This is a genomic window from Dyella tabacisoli, from assembly GCF_003350925.1.
GTDB lineage: Bacteria > Pseudomonadota > Gammaproteobacteria > Xanthomonadales > Rhodanobacteraceae > Dyella_C > Dyella_C tabacisoli.
Genome location: NZ_KZ857174.1, coordinates 382,280 through 395,869 on the forward strand (window position 1 = coordinate 382,280; position 13,590 = coordinate 395,869).

16 protein-coding genes and 1 pseudogene are annotated in these 13,590 nt (G+C 58.1%); 14 read left to right on the forward strand and 3 right to left on the reverse strand.

The annotated features are described in order from the left end of the window. Nucleotides 1-121 precede the first annotated feature (121 nt). From DVJ77_RS05695 to DVJ77_RS05715, 5 genes and pseudogenes are all read left to right on the forward strand, one after another. Nucleotides 122-778 (forward strand): RHS repeat-associated core domain-containing protein, encoded by a 657-nt coding sequence (locus DVJ77_RS05695; protein WP_225427869.1) that lies wholly within the window; start codon nt 122-124, stop codon nt 776-778. A gap of 54 nt (nt 779-832) precedes the next feature. Continuing rightward, on the forward strand, nt 833-1,330 hold the full coding sequence (locus tag DVJ77_RS21045; RefSeq protein WP_162791379.1) for a hypothetical protein: 498 nt from the start codon (nt 833-835) through the stop codon (nt 1,328-1,330). Nucleotides 1,331-1,412: 82 nt separating this feature from the next. After that, the gene (locus DVJ77_RS05705) at nt 1,413-2,213 is read left to right on the forward strand and encodes an RHS repeat domain-containing protein (RefSeq protein WP_114844503.1); all 801 of its coding nucleotides are present in this window, start codon (nt 1,413-1,415) and stop codon (nt 2,211-2,213) included. Next, nucleotides 2,210-2,725 (forward strand): hypothetical protein, encoded by a 516-nt coding sequence (locus DVJ77_RS05710; RefSeq protein ID WP_114844504.1) that lies wholly within the window; start codon nt 2,210-2,212, stop codon nt 2,723-2,725. Before DVJ77_RS05705 ends, DVJ77_RS05710 begins: the two co-directional genes overlap by 4 nt. 208 nt (nt 2,726-2,933) lie before the next feature. Continuing rightward, nucleotides 2,934-4,152: pseudogene (locus DVJ77_RS05715) on the forward strand (IS4 family transposase). Between the two features lie 127 nt (nt 4,153-4,279). Here DVJ77_RS05715 and DVJ77_RS05720 read toward each other — a convergent pair. Next, on the reverse strand, nt 4,280-4,618 hold the full coding sequence (locus DVJ77_RS05720) for a hypothetical protein (RefSeq protein ID WP_114844505.1): 339 nt from the start codon (nt 4,616-4,618) through the stop codon (nt 4,280-4,282). 343 nt (nt 4,619-4,961) lie between these two features. Here DVJ77_RS05720 and DVJ77_RS05725 point away from each other — a divergent pair, with 343 nt between their 5' ends. Beyond that, a complete protein-coding gene (locus DVJ77_RS05725; RefSeq protein WP_114844506.1) occupies nt 4,962-5,270 on the forward strand; it encodes a hypothetical protein in 309 nt (102 codons plus the stop codon). 393 nt (nt 5,271-5,663) lie between these two features. Here DVJ77_RS05725 and DVJ77_RS05735 read toward each other — a convergent pair whose 3' ends face one another. Beyond that, on the reverse strand, nt 5,664-6,398 hold the full coding sequence (locus tag DVJ77_RS05735; protein ID WP_114844508.1) for a 16S rRNA (uracil(1498)-N(3))-methyltransferase: 735 nt from the start codon (nt 6,396-6,398) through the stop codon (nt 5,664-5,666). 185 nt (nt 6,399-6,583) lie between these two features. Here DVJ77_RS05735 and DVJ77_RS05740 point away from each other — a divergent pair, with 185 nt between their 5' ends. After that, complete coding sequence (locus tag DVJ77_RS05740) at nt 6,584-6,901, forward strand: hypothetical protein (protein ID WP_114844509.1); 318 nt, start codon at nt 6,584-6,586, stop codon at nt 6,899-6,901. A 47-nt stretch (nt 6,902-6,948) separates the two neighbouring features. Here the strand turns inward: DVJ77_RS05740 and DVJ77_RS05745 are convergent, their stop codons facing one another. Next, nucleotides 6,949-8,313 carry an adenosylmethionine--8-amino-7-oxononanoate transaminase gene (locus tag DVJ77_RS05745; RefSeq protein WP_114844510.1) on the reverse strand — a complete coding sequence of 455 codons (1,365 nt, stop codon included), beginning with the start codon at nt 8,311-8,313 and terminating at the stop codon, nt 6,949-6,951. An 82-nt stretch (nt 8,314-8,395) separates the two neighbouring features. On the opposite strand from DVJ77_RS05745, the gene gspN reads away from it, so the two are divergent. The 7 genes from gspN (at nt 8,396) to DVJ77_RS05780 (ending at nt 13,564) form a co-directional block, all read left to right on the forward strand. Beyond that, on the forward strand, nt 8,396-9,163 hold the full coding sequence (gene gspN, locus DVJ77_RS05750) for a type II secretion system protein N (protein ID WP_114844511.1): 768 nt from the start codon (nt 8,396-8,398) through the stop codon (nt 9,161-9,163). 135 nt (nt 9,164-9,298) lie between these two features. Then, complete coding sequence (locus DVJ77_RS05755) at nt 9,299-10,096, forward strand: inositol monophosphatase family protein (RefSeq protein ID WP_114844512.1); 798 nt, start codon at nt 9,299-9,301, stop codon at nt 10,094-10,096. 3 nt (nt 10,097-10,099) lie between these two features. Next, nucleotides 10,100-10,468, forward strand: coding sequence for a hypothetical protein (locus tag DVJ77_RS05760; RefSeq protein ID WP_114844513.1), 369 nt, complete (start codon nt 10,100-10,102; stop codon nt 10,466-10,468). 40 nt (nt 10,469-10,508) lie between these two features. Then, entirely contained in the window at nt 10,509-11,066 is a 558-nt protein-coding gene (gene nudE / locus DVJ77_RS05765; protein ID WP_114844514.1) for an ADP compounds hydrolase NudE, read from the forward strand. Next, the gene (gene cysQ, locus DVJ77_RS05770) at nt 11,063-11,884 is read left to right on the forward strand and encodes a 3'(2'),5'-bisphosphate nucleotidase CysQ (protein ID WP_114844515.1); all 822 of its coding nucleotides are present in this window, start codon (nt 11,063-11,065) and stop codon (nt 11,882-11,884) included. The genes nudE and cysQ overlap by 4 nt, the downstream gene beginning before the upstream one ends. Next, nucleotides 11,884-12,705: a nucleoside triphosphate pyrophosphohydrolase gene (gene mazG, locus DVJ77_RS05775; protein WP_114844516.1), complete on the forward strand. Its 822-nt coding sequence runs from the start codon at nt 11,884-11,886 to the stop codon at nt 12,703-12,705. The genes cysQ and mazG overlap by 1 nt, the downstream gene beginning before the upstream one ends. Before the next feature lie 85 nt (nt 12,706-12,790). Then, entirely contained in the window at nt 12,791-13,564 is a 774-nt protein-coding gene (locus DVJ77_RS05780) for a DUF4097 family beta strand repeat-containing protein (RefSeq protein ID WP_114844517.1), read from the forward strand. Nucleotides 13,565-13,590: the final 26 nt, after the last annotated feature.

The following is a 13,590-nucleotide window of genomic DNA, read 5'->3' on the forward strand; positions in this document are numbered from 1 at the left end:
CCCCCCTCGCTTTTGATGCAGTTGACGCACGTCACGGAAACCGCACAGATAAGGCGACCTGAGCGATTGAAGGTGAGTTGGTCGCGATGCGGATTTGGTGAGCAGCATCCGACCTCTGTCAGTGGTTACGTCTTTAATTTGCGCTTTCCCGGTCAGTATCACTGATGCCGAGTCAGGGCTTAAAAACAATCGCTATCGATACTTTGAATCGGCAAGGGGCGGATACTCGCAGTCTGATCCTGCCGGTCTCGGTGGTGGGTTAAACACTTATACCTATGGCTATGCGAATCCGCTTGGGAATATCGATCCGTCAGGGTTATCGCCAATAGGTGGTGCCAGAGTGCCATCAGCACATAGCCCGCCCCCTGGGCCAGGTGGAAACTATGGGCGCGGTGTTCCGAGCTTACCGTTGCCTGAAGTTCCTGTGGGTCCAGAGCAAACGCCAGGCGCATGGTCACTCGATAGGCCGATGATCGTAGATACGGCTCGATGTGTAAGTGCAAGATGCCTCTACGATCCGTCGGCTTGTCATAAGGACCAGCCGAGTTGGTACGAGTTAGGCTTCATTGGCGATGGCATTGGTGCATTTCCTACCGCATCAGAGTTCAAGCAGATTTATCCAACGTGTACCTGCACCCAGTGGGCGTCGGATGAGCAAATATTGCAGTGGGTACCCAGGGGGCCTAAAAACGCAGATCTAGATGATGCGAACGAACTGATAACTAGAATGATTGATCTACAGCGCGATGCGAAGAATGTTGAAGGTGGCGTAGAATAAGCTCACCAATAATACCTTAAGCATCGATTCGACTAACAGGAATTCGGAGTATTTATGAGTTACCTTCGCCTTTTTACAATGCTTGCGCTTACTTATGCGGCTCAATGGAGTAATGCAATTCATGCGAGCCCCACGAACATTGTTGATGTTCATTTTGCACCATTTACGCTTTCTTTTTCCTGTGATGAAAAGACGCCTGCGGAAGATAAAAAAACGATTGATAGATCAAGTGATGCCATGGAGATCATTCATTCCACGGAATGCATTAATTATAAAAAGCAAGTAACAAATATAAAGCCCACATCAATAGCGATAGGGGAAAACGAAAATATTGGCGTCTACCTCGTGGAGATTCATTTTTCAAAAGAGGATGCCGATAATTTGAGAAAGTTAACGGCTGATGTTCATGAGCAGAGAATTATCTTGTCGGTAGACAATCAAGCAATCTACTCTGGATTTTTGAATGCTCCGCTCAGTCGCAACAAATTTACGATCACAGCTAACTCCGTAGAACGAGCTCGCCGCACCGCAGCCTTATTTCATGGCTCATAATTGGAAGCCCCACAGTTGTAGCCATTTTATCGGCTAATACGACAACACCAATCGTGACTATATCTGGCTAAATGATTTGCCGGTGGCGGTGGTCGATATGGCTGGCACCACGAGCACGATAAATTACGTGCATGCTGATGATCTGGGTACTCCACGTGCGGTGACTGATAGTGCTGGCAGCACACTGTGGCAGTGGTCGTATGCAGGCAACCCATTTGGTGAGCAGCAGCCGACCTCTGTCAGTGGTTACGTCTTTAATTTGCGCTTTCCCGGTCAATATCACGATGCCGAGTCAGGGCTAAAAAGCAATCGCTATCGATACTTTGAATCGGCAAGAGGCGGATACTCGCAGTCTGATCCTGTCGGTCTCGGTGGTGGGCTAAACACGTATACCTATGGCTATGCGAATCCGCTGGGACTACGCCACTCCATGAGTACGTATGCCTATGTGGACGACAATCCTCTTGTGGCTTTTGATCCGGATGGAAAGGCCAAAGTGCTGGATCCGGATACGCCAGTAGGAGGTAGCTCGACTATTGTTTGCGACGGCCTTGGTGGAATCTCTGTATACATGTCACCTCAGATCACGTTTGACGAGATGGCATGCTGGGGGGATTGCACGCGAGCCCACGAAATGGTGCATAGGCAGCAATTCTTGAAGGCTAATCCCACGATTTGTGCTAACCAACCTGCATTCATGAGGATGGGAGAGAGAAATAAAATTCAAGCTGATGCGGACGAGATTGCCGCATACAAGGTTCAGATGGAGTGTCTGGAGGCCAAGCTTCGCGCGATCAATGATTGTGACAAGTGTAAGGCAATGCTCCAGAACGAGCTTGAAGAAAGAGAAAGACTATCTAAGGGGCTACGAGCACGAGTATGAAACTCTTCCTAGGATCTAAACTTCTTTTCGCGCTGGTATTGCTGACGGTGTACTCGGCTGACGCCTTTTCGAGAGAACAAAATCCGGTCGTTGCGGAGGCGGCCGGCGTGACTATCGGAAACGGACACGTTGCACTGAATATTAGATTTTGGAACTGCACGGATAAAGCCATTACGCTCGATCATAGCTTTCTGCCGTGGGGACAGAGGGCGACAGGTCTAATCGTTTACAAAGGGGCAGGGGTTGGTAAGGAGTTGGAGCCGATCTATCTCGTAGACGATCTACCCCCTCGCGACGTGACCATTGGATCCGGAGAGTTCGCAACCGGCGCGTTGAATCTTGAAGAGACTTTTCCAGCACTAAGGAAGGCCAAGCACCTCGACGATCTTGTAGTGTTTTGGGTCTACGACGCAAAAATGACCGGGATTCCCTCTGCGGGAAAGTTCGGTGGCATGGTGCCGCTGTCGCATGCGCCGTCCACCAGCGACAGTAATGCCAGCGCTTGCAGGTGACTGGGGCTTCCGGTATCCGGGGCAATACTATGATGCGGAGTCCCGGTTGCTGTTCAACGTTAACCGGGATTATAAAATAAGGGGTTAGTGACTGAGGTATCTCCACGAAATTCTCAGCGTGCTCAGTCGTTTGCACCTAGTCACATCGAACGGTGTACGCATGATGCGGTCCCTCCTCACGGGTTACGAAGCCAGAGGCGACCGCCCCATGCGTACGGCCGAAGTATTGCAAAGCTGCCTACGCGATGCACTCGTTGCGATCACTCGTGCTCATGCGTGCCACCGATGCATTGATCCAAGGCCGGCGATTAACGCTGATGGACCTGGCGCGATCATGGCCCGATGCAGTGCGCCGTTGAAAGCTTTGGACCGTTTGCTCAGCAATAACCATCTTCATGCAGAGCGTGAAGGCATCTACGCAGGAATGCCCGCTGACTGGTGCGTAGCAAGCGGCCATTGATCTTGATCGACTGGTCGGATTTGAAAGCGGACCGAAGCTGGCATCTGCTTCGTGCCTCGATACCCGTCGGTGGTCGTACATTGACGATACTGGACCTCAGGGTAAGCAGGGTACCCCTCAGGCCGAGCGACAGTTTCTACAGCGGCTAGCTCAGCTACTGCGAGCCGATGTACAGCCCATCCTCGTGACCAATGCGGGGTTCCGCGCACCTTGGTTTCGTGCGGTGGCCTCCATGGGCTGGTATTGGATCGGACGGCTGCGTCACCGCACCCACGTTAAGCCTGCCGATGCCCCCAACGAGCACGATCAATGGGTTCCTTGTAAGGGCGTCTATGCACTGGCCACAGCGCATCCTTGCGACCTGGGCCTGATGCAGGCTGTGCGCAATGCACCGCTTGATTGCCGTCTGGTGTTGCACGCGAAGTCGGCCAAGGGGCGCAAGCATTGGACCTGCCAAGGTGAGGTTGCGCGCAATAGCTACAGTCGAAAACACGCCACGCGTGAAAGCGAGCCGAGGCTGTTGATGGCTTCGCCCGAACTTGAACTCAGTGCGCGGCATATCGTGACCATCTACGCGCGACGCATGCAGATCGAACTGTCGTTCCGCGACCTCAAATCTCATCGCTACGGACAAGTGTTTGAAGACAGTCTTACGCGTAAAGGAAAGCGCATCGACTTGTTCCTGCTGCTAAGCGCGATGGCCGCCTTTGCCTGCTGGATCGTGGGTGTGGCCTGCGAGGCGACAGGTCGGGATCAATGGCTATCGCCGCGTCGTAGCGTGCGACGCCTCTGCTCCCTGATAAGAGTGGGGTGCGAAGCGCTCGCTCGACGATGGCCTATACCCGACCTACGCGACCTCATGCATCGCTTACGATGTCCGAGTGCGATCATCTTCGATCAGATGGGCATGGCGGCATTAAAACGTGGAGATGCCCCAGGGTCGGAGTCATTAAGTAGATCGGGCTGAGCGAAGTGATATCCGACAACATTGCTCGTTGATTATTGGGGTTCGCCTGCGCTCACCCCAACCTACCACTCAAGCGACGGACCTACGCAAACGAAGCCCGCGTAGGCGGGCTTCGTGCGTTACGGGCTTAGCTCTTTTGCTTCTGCTGCTTCTCCAGCAAGCCCAGGGACACCGATTCTGCCCGTTCCGTCAAAAAATGCAGGGCCATAAACAAACCTTCCGTGGTCATCGGATTGAAGGGCATCTCTTCGGGCTCTTGGTATTGGTTGGTGTCGCGTAGCTCGCGAAACGATTCACTGGTGGCGAGGATGCGCACCAGGGTCAGCACGCCTGTAAGCATGCCGGTGAGGGTGGTGAGGGATTCCTCGTGGGGGCCGACCAAGGTGCCTTCGGTCAGAAAATAGCGGCTTAGCGGGTTAAATTCAGCAGACGGGTGCTGCTCTACCGTACTATTCGTCTTAGCCATGACAACTCCACTTCAGTTTGTTGTGGTTAGCGGGTCGTATGAGTTGGCGCTCATGCGGCTCGCGCTTCTTGCCTTTCTACAGAGTCGCCACCTGGGTCGTGCTAACTGCGATGAACCAGGTGGCAACAGCCCGAGTCTGCCACGGGCCCGCACCAAAAGTCTGTGGTCCTCGCGCACCAATGCGCGTAGGTTGGGCTGAACAAAGTGATGCCCAACGTTGCGTCATGTTGAGGTTCGCCGCGATGTCCAACATGGCATGCTTTTGGGACTCGCCGTGATACCCAGCATCGCGCAACGTTGGGGTTCGCTGCGCTCACCCCAACCTACGGAGAGGAATCATTGCGTGCGTGATATCGATATACGAAAGCTGAAAGAGGTCATCAATATTCTTCTCGATCACGTGATTGACATGGGTGTCGATAGCCTTCCTCTTGAGCAGTCGTTTTATTGGAAGATTCACGACGACGAGAAATACGCTATGAGCGGTACGCCGGATCTTGTCGTGGGTGACTTATTCGACGACCTGGATTTTGTAGAAGGGGTGCTGCTCGACAAGGATAATGTTGTGTCCTACACCTTGACGGAGGTGGCACCCATCCTTACGTATGTGGGCGAGGTTGCTTTTAGCAAACTTGGGTCAAAGGGCGGCTAACTGGGCTTACTCCACCCCACCGTTCATGCCATGCTTCGCACGTTGACATGCCGGCCCTGTTGGCTGATGGGTGCTGTCGACGTAAGACGACTACGCACGATGACCATGATGAGGAGAGCGCCATGAGTAAGGGTATGGATTCAAAAAAGAGCGAGAAGAAAAAGCCCGCCAAGACCATGAAGGAAAAGAAGGCGGCTAAGGACGAAAAGAAGAAGAACGCCAAGTAAGCCGGTTGCTCTTGGGTTGCGCGCTACGGGGCTGTTGCACTGGTGGCGCTGCCGGATAATCTGGCTTGCGGTTTGGATCTTGTGGGTGTGGTGAAGGCTTGTCGCTCGGCCGACCCCTCCCCAACCCTCCCCTGCAAGCAGGGGAGGGGGTAGGTTGCTTGGGGGTTTAGACGTCCCCGTGCAGTGCCTGCAGTGCCGCTAGTGCGGCCAGGCCGGCGGTCTCGGTACGTAGGATGCGCGGGCCTAGGCGCAGGCCTAGAAAGCGGTGTTGGGTAAGTGCGGCGACATCGCGATCGCCTAGCCCGCCCTCTGGCCCTACGACGAGGATGCCGCCGGTGCTTTGGAAGCTCAGTGTGCGGGCTTGCAGGGAGCCTTCGGGCAATAGCGCCAGGCGTAGGGCGCCATCGTCGGTAAGTGCGCGCAGCCAAGCTTCCAGGGGCTGTGCCGGGGTGATCTCGGGTAGACGGGCGCGGCCGCTTTGTTCGCAGGCGCTGGCGGCTACGGCGCGCCAGTGGGCCAGGCGTTTTTCGGCGCGGGCGGGGTCGAGTTTTACTTCGGAGCGTTCGGTAAGCAGGGGCACGATACGCGCCACACCCAGCTCGGTCGCCTTTTGCACGATCAGGTCCATTTTCTCGCCGCGCGCGACGCCCTGGGCCAGAGTGAGCGATAGCGGGGATTCGTTGTCGAGCGGCTGCGCCGCGCTCACCTGCACAACGACCTCGCGCTTGCCGACGCTGCTGATGGTGGCGGGGTAGTCGCTGCCATCGCCGTTAAACAGGGTGATGGCGTCGCCGGCGTTGAGTCGTAGCACGCGTGCGACGTGTTCGCTGGCCTGCGTGGGGAGCGGGAGTTCGGCGCCGACGCTGAGCGGCTGGTCGATATGGATACGGATGGTGCGCATGATGTTGCGTGTTCAAAAAGGGTGAGCATAACGGGGTTGATGGGCTTCATGGCCGGGTGTTGCCGCATGTGGGCCGAAAGCTGAATAAGGCCGAGACGGTGATGCCGCCCCTCATTGCCTGCCAGCCAGTGGCGGCGCAGCATGTTGATCGGCCCGTTGACGGGCGCGACTAGAGGTACGTTGTCATGTCTATCAACATTAGATCTTCGTTATCTATTTGCTCGCTGGCCCTGGTTGCTAGCCTGGGTGCCACGGCGGTTTATGCGCAGACCGCTACGGCGGATGCCCAGGTTCAGGCGAGTGCGACCAGCAACGACCAGAAGCCGCTATCTGATCGCAATTGCCTGCGCGAGACTGGTAGTCATATTCCACCCCAAAAGGGTAAATGCATGCCTGGCACGGGGCGTGTCTATACCCAGGACGATATTCAGCGTACCGGCGAGCGGGATCTGGGGCCGGCGCTGCAAAAGCTTGACCCTAGTGTGACTACGCACGGTCATTGACCCCTCCCCAACCCTCCCCTGCGAGCAGGGGAGGGGGTCGGTTGTCGCTAGTCCCGTACGGCGTGGTGGATACCGGCAATAGCCACATCGACCAAGTGATCGATCTCTTGCTCGGTGATGACGTAAGGCGGCATGAAGTACACCACGTTACCGAGTGGGCGTAGCAGCGCGCTATGTTCAAGGCCATGCAGGTAGACGCGCAGGCCGCGGCGTTCGCCAGCGGGAAAGGCTTGCCGGCGGGCTTTGTTTTGTACCAGCTCGATGGCAGCGATCATGCCGGTCTGGCGTATCTCCGCGACGTTGGGGTGATCGCGCAGGGGCGCGAGACGGGTAGCCAGATGGGCAGCTAAACCGCGGTTACGCTCCAGCACGGGTTCGTCGCGAAAGATCTGCAAAGTAGCCAGCGCCGCACGGCAGGCGAGTGGGTTGCCGGTATAGCTGTGTGAGTGGAGGAAAGCTTTGCCGGCGCTGTATTCGGCATAAAACGCCTCGTATACCTGCTGGGTGGTGAGCACCGCAGATAACGGCAGAAAGCCGCCGGTAAGCCCTTTGGACAGGCACATAAAGTCAGGCGCGATATCGGCTTGCTCGCAGGCGAACAGGGTGCCGGTGCGACCGAAGCCTACGGCGATTTCGTCGGCGATGAGGTGCACGTTGAATTCGTTGCACAGTGCACGCAGGCCGGTCAGGTAGCTGGGGTGATACATGCGCATGCCGCCGGCGCATTGCACCAGCGGTTCGACGATAACGGCGCTGGTCTCGTGCGCATGGCGCTCCAGCAGGGTGCGTAATTCGCCTAATCTGCGTGCGGCGACCGACGCGGCGCTTTCGCCGTCTTCGCCTTCGTAGGCATCGGGCGATGGGGCGAGGATGGGGGTCAGCAGCAGCGGGGCGTAGGTTTTGCGATATAGCGCCACATCGCTTACCGACAGCGCACCTAGCGTTTCGCCGTGGTAGCTGCCGCTGAGCGCGATGAAGCGGTTTTTTTCGCCACGCCCCTGATTGAGCCAGTAGTGGAAGCTCATTTTAAGCGCCACTTCGATGGCGGCCGAACCGTTATCGGCGAGAAACACGCGGTCTAACCCTGGTGGAGTGATGCGTACCAGTTCTTCGGCCAGCTCAATCGCCGGCTCGTGCGTGAAGCCGGCGAAAATCACGTGCTCAAGCGTATCGAGCTGCGCTTTCAAGGCGGCGCCGATGCGTGGGTTGGCGTGGCCGAACAGGTTGGTCCACCACGAGCTGATGCCGTCCAGGTAGCGACGGCCGTCGGCGTCGATCAGCCAGGCGCCTTCACCGCGCACGATGGGCACCATCGGCACGCTGAGGTGGTCGTGCATCTGGGTGCAGGGGTGCCATAGGTGGCGCAGGTCGCGTTCGGCGAGGCTGCGGTTGTTGCTAGCGAGTGGATTCATCCGGCTATCATCGACGCTGCATACGTAGGCACTCAAGCCCGGCATAAGGGGCTCGAACACGTCAACATCAGGAGATCATGGCTTGAAGCGGTTGGGTACGGTGTTGATAGTGCTGGGTGCTTTGCTGTTGCTGGCTTTGCTGGTTTGGTATCTGCCCGCTCAATGGATGCAATCCCGGCTGGAGGCGCGGCTGCATGGCCTGCGTCTGGATCAGGTCGGCGGCACGCTGTGGGAGGGGCATGCCGGCCAGGTGCTGACCACCGATGGCCGCAACCTGGGCCGGCTGGAGTGGCAGTTGTCGCGACGGGCCTTATGGGGCGACACCCGTTTTAGCGCGGGTCTGGAAGGGCCGCAGCTCAGTTTTCACGGCGATATGCATCAACTCGACAAACAGCGGGCGGAGTGGAGCCAGGTGCATTTGCGGGGCGATATCGCCTCGCTCGGCCTTCACACCGAGTGGCTTGGCGGCGGCTTGCACGGGCAGTTGAATATTGAGATTGCGCATGTGCTGCTACAGGGCCGTTGGCCGCTGGAGCTCGACGGCAGCGCGCGTTGGAGCGATGCGGCAGCCGGTGCGCTGGCCTTGGGCGAGATCCAATTGCAGGCACAAGGGCGGGCTGGTGTTATTCAAGGCGAGCTGCAAGATGGTGGCAACGGGCCTTTGCAGCTCAATGGCCAGCTAGGGCTGAGCCCGCTGGGCTGGCGCTATAGCGTGAATGCCAAGCCGCGCGGGGCGAACCCTGCGTTGCAGCGTTGGTTGCTTGGCTTGGGGCGGGCCGGAGCCGATGGTGCGGTGCAGATTAAGGGGAGTGGTGGTTTGGCCAAGGCGGCGGGTGACAAAAAGGCATAAAAGCACCCCCTGCCAGCCCCCTCTGCACGTAGGGGGAGGGGCTAAAGCCGCCTCAGTCAGCTCCCTCCCCTGTGTGCAGGGGAGGGGTCAGGCTTTTGCCCCAACCAGCATCAATACGACATCTACGAGATAGCTATGAGCACACTGGATCTACCCCATGCCTTAAACGCCGCACGTGAAGCGGCCGCAGTCGCCGCCGAGGTCTTGCTGCACTACTGGCGACGCGGTGTCGTGGTGGAGTTGAAAAGTGATGCCACGCCGGTAACCGTGGCCGATCGTGAAGCGGAGTTGGCGATACGCAAGGTGTTGCAGGCGGCGCTGCCGCAGGCGGCGATTTATGGTGAGGAGTTTGGTCATGATAGTGGCGGCGATCAGGGACTGTTGTGGTTGGTCGATCCGCTCGATGGCACTAAGAGTTTCGTGCGGCGCACGCCATTTTTTTCCACCCAGATTGCCCTGATGCATCGCGGCGAACTGGTGCTGGGCGTATCGAGCGCGCCTGTCTACGGTGAAACCATGTGGGCCAGCAGCGGCGCCGGTGCCTGGTATGACGGTGAGCGGGTGCAAGTGGCGGCCACCAGCGAGATGGCGCAGGCGGTGATTTCCACCGGCAATATCAAGTCGCTCACCAACGATGCGCGCTGGCAGGCATTGGGTGGCTTGATCCGCGATTGCAATCGTAGTCGTGGCTATGGCGATTTCTGCCATTACCACTTACTGGCACGCGGCAGTCTGGACTTGGTGCTGGAGTCGGATCTCAATATTCTGGACATTGCCGCGCTGGCGGTGATTGTGCGTGAGGCCGGCGGCGTGTTCACTGATTTGGACGGCCATGCGTTGAATCTGGATACGCGCAGTGCATTGGCCGGTACGCCGGCGATTCACGCGCAGGCGTTGCAGCGCCTCTCATCCTCAAATGTGAAGGAGTCCTGATCGGTGTACGACGTGAGTGAACTGAAAATTCTTTTAGTCATGCTACTCAACAATAGCCCGATGCTGCTCACTGCTATCGTCGGTGCGATCATGGCCATGGTCCTATGGCAACGTGCGCCGCGTGCGGCCATGTTGTTGCTCATTGCTTGTTTGATCGAGTTGATGATTTCGCTGGCCAACACATGGGTCTATGGCTGGTACGTGCCTCGCACGACGCATGACGAAAGTTATACCGCCGTGCGGGGTTTCATCACGGTGTGGGGTGTACTCAGCGGCTTGCTGCGTGTGTTTGGCTTTGCATTGCTGATTTGGGCGGTGTTTACGGGCCGGCCCAGGCCGAATGCGGGCATGCGGCCACCACCGCTGCCCTGAGCGATGACGAACAAGCGCTGCACATGGCTACAATGCACGAATGCGCAAGCCACCCATCGTCCACGCCATCCGAGATGTTCATGACAGCAGCTTTCTGCGTGTCGAGCAGCTCGACCTTGAGTTTTCCAACGGCGAGCGCCGCACTTACGAGCGGTTGAAGGGCGGCGGCCTCGGTGCGGTGATTATCGTGCCCATGCTGGACGACGAGACCGTATTGCTGGTGCGTGAGTACGGCGCCGGCGTAGGGCGCTATGAATTGACGCTGCCCAAAGGGCGCCTGGATCAAGACGAAACCGCCGAGCAGGGGGCCGACCGCGAGCTGAAGGAGGAGGTCGGCTACGGCGCGCGCAAGCTGAAAATTCTGCATAACCTTTCGTTGTCGCCCTCGTACATGACCCACATGGCCCACGTGGTGTTGGCGCAAGACCTTTATCCCGAGCGGCTGCTGGGCGACGAGCCTGAGGAGTTGGAGGTGGTGCCATGGAAATTGGCCGAGCTGCATACGCTGATCGCCCGTGACGACGTGACCGAAGGGCGGTCCATCGCCGCGCTATTTATGGCTCGCGAGTATCTTGCCGGGCGATTTAGAACCACATGAATACGCAACCCGTATCTGAATTGCTGCGCCAGATCGGCGCTATTGCGCGTGCCGCCGGTGAAGCGATCCTGACGATTTATCGTGAAGATTTCGAGGTGCTGCACAAGGCGGACAGTTCGCCTGTCACTGCCGCCGATCTTGCCGCGCAGCGCGTGATCGCCGCGGGCTTGGCACAGCTTGATCCCGTGTTGCCGGTATTGTCCGAAGAGGCGCATGCGGCGGCGTGGAGTGACCGCCAGCAGTGGCAGCGTTATTGGCTGGTCGATCCGCTCGACGGCACGCGCGAGTTCGTCAAGCGCAATGGCGAGTTCAGCGTCAATATCGCGCTGATCGAACAGCACCGGACGGTGCTAGGCGTAGTGTTGGCACCGGTGAGCGGCGAGTTGTATGTCGCCGCCGAGGGGCAGGGCGCGTGGTTGCAGATGCAAGCTGACGCACCGTGGCTGGGCATCGTGACGCGTAGTCTGGCCAAGCCGCCGATGGTGGCGGGCAGCCGCTCGCATGGCGCCAGTGGCATGCCTTTGCTGCAGGCATTGCTCGGCGATGATTATCAATCGAAGCCGCTTGGCTCGTCGCTGAAGTTTTGCCTGATCGCGCGCGGTGAGGCCGACATCTATCTGCGTCGTGGCCCGACTAGCGAATGGGATACCGCCGCCGCGCAATGCGTGCTTGAAGAGGCCGGGGGCGCGGTGCTCGATCTGCAAGGCCAGCCATTGCGCTACAACCGTGGCGAGTCCCTGCTCAATCCAGAATTTATCGCGGTGGGTGATCGGATGATCGATTGGTCGGGACGTTTGCGTGATGTCGTGGTGGGCTGATGACCAAGCACAGCCTGGATGACTTGCTTGCCATCATGACCCGCCTGCGCGATCCCGAGCGGGGTTGTCCCTGGGATGTGCAGCAGAATTTCGCCTCGATCGCGCCGTATACGATCGAAGAAGCCTACGAAGTGGCCGATGCGATCGATCGCAAGGATTGGCACGATCTGCGCGATGAGCTGGGCGATCTGCTGTTGCAGGTGGTGTTTCATGCGCAGATGGCGAAAGAGGCCGGCCTGTTCGATTTTGCCGATGTAGCCCATGCCATCAGCGAAAAAATGCTGCGGCGGCATCCGCATGTTTTTGGCGATGTGAGCTATGCCGATCTGGATGCGCAGATGCAGGCATGGGAAGACATCAAGACGGCCGAGCGCGCGGCTAAAGGCGCGCAGACCGATGGCAGTGCCTTGGCCGGCGTCTCGCACGGGTTGCCGGAGTGGAAGCGCGCACTGAAGCTGCAGCAGCGCGCCGCCACGGTAGGCTTCGATTGGCCAGACGCACAGCCGGTGCTGGACAAGCTGGTCGAAGAGGTGGACGAGGTGCGCGCCGAATTTGCCAACGGCCGCGACCATGCGCGTTTGCAGGACGAGATTGGCGACGTGTTGTTTGTCACCGTGAACCTGGCCCGCCATGCCGGCGTCGATTTTTCGCAAGCGTTGCGTCACGCCAATGCGAAGTTTGAACGACGTTTCCGGCAGATGGAGAAACTGGCCGCGACTGAAGGGCAGCCCATGGTTGAGCGCGATCTGCAGGCGCAAGAGGCACTGTGGCAACGGGTGAAGCAGATGGGTGTTCAAGACGAATCGACGGTGGACCTGTAACGCACTTCTAGGTCTCAAGTCATGTGCAACCCTTTGCGCATAGCCCGCATCACATGCCTGAATCTGTTTCCACTGGAGTCATTCAATGCATCGTGCCCTCTTTATTGCCCTGTTTCTGGCCCCATTCGCCGTTCACGCAGCGGATGATTGCAAGTACCAGGCGCCTCGTAATCTCAAGCTCGACTTGTCTGGCGTGCGAGTCTTGCAAGTGGAGCTGCATAGCCATGATCTGCATCTCACCGGCAGCGATGGCACGAAAGGCGCCGAACTGACCGGGCGCGCCTGCGCTTCGGATCCCAAGTTGTTGGACGAACTGGTAGTGACCCAGCACCGTGAGGGAGATCGATTGGTGGTGGAGGCTGGTGGTACCAGCCATTCCAACATCAGCCTATTCGCTCGCTCTTACACCAATCTCGAACTCAACCTGCAAGTGCCTTCACAACTGCCGATCGTGCTTAACGTAGGTTCGGGCGATGCCTGGGCCACTGGCGTGAAACAGTTGGAAGGCCATGTCGGTTCAGGTGAATTGCACGTGAGCAAGATTGCCGGTGCGCTGATTACCAGCGTGGGTTCCGGCGATGTGGATGCAAATGACATCGGTGCGCTGGAACTCGGCTCGCTGGGTTCGGGCGCACTCAAGGCAGATGGCATCAAGGGCGACGCCAAGATCGGCAGTATTGGCTCGGGCGAAGTCGCATTGAGTCATGTGGGCGGCAGTGTGCACGCCGATACGCTGGGTTCGGGCGACCTTACCGTGCGCGATGTGCGCGGTGACCTGAGCCTTGCTGCGAAAGGCAGTGGCGACGTCAATTACAGTAGCATCACCGGCAAGGTCAAAGTACCGCGCGATAACGATTGAGCCCTTCCCAGCCTCCCTGCTGCATA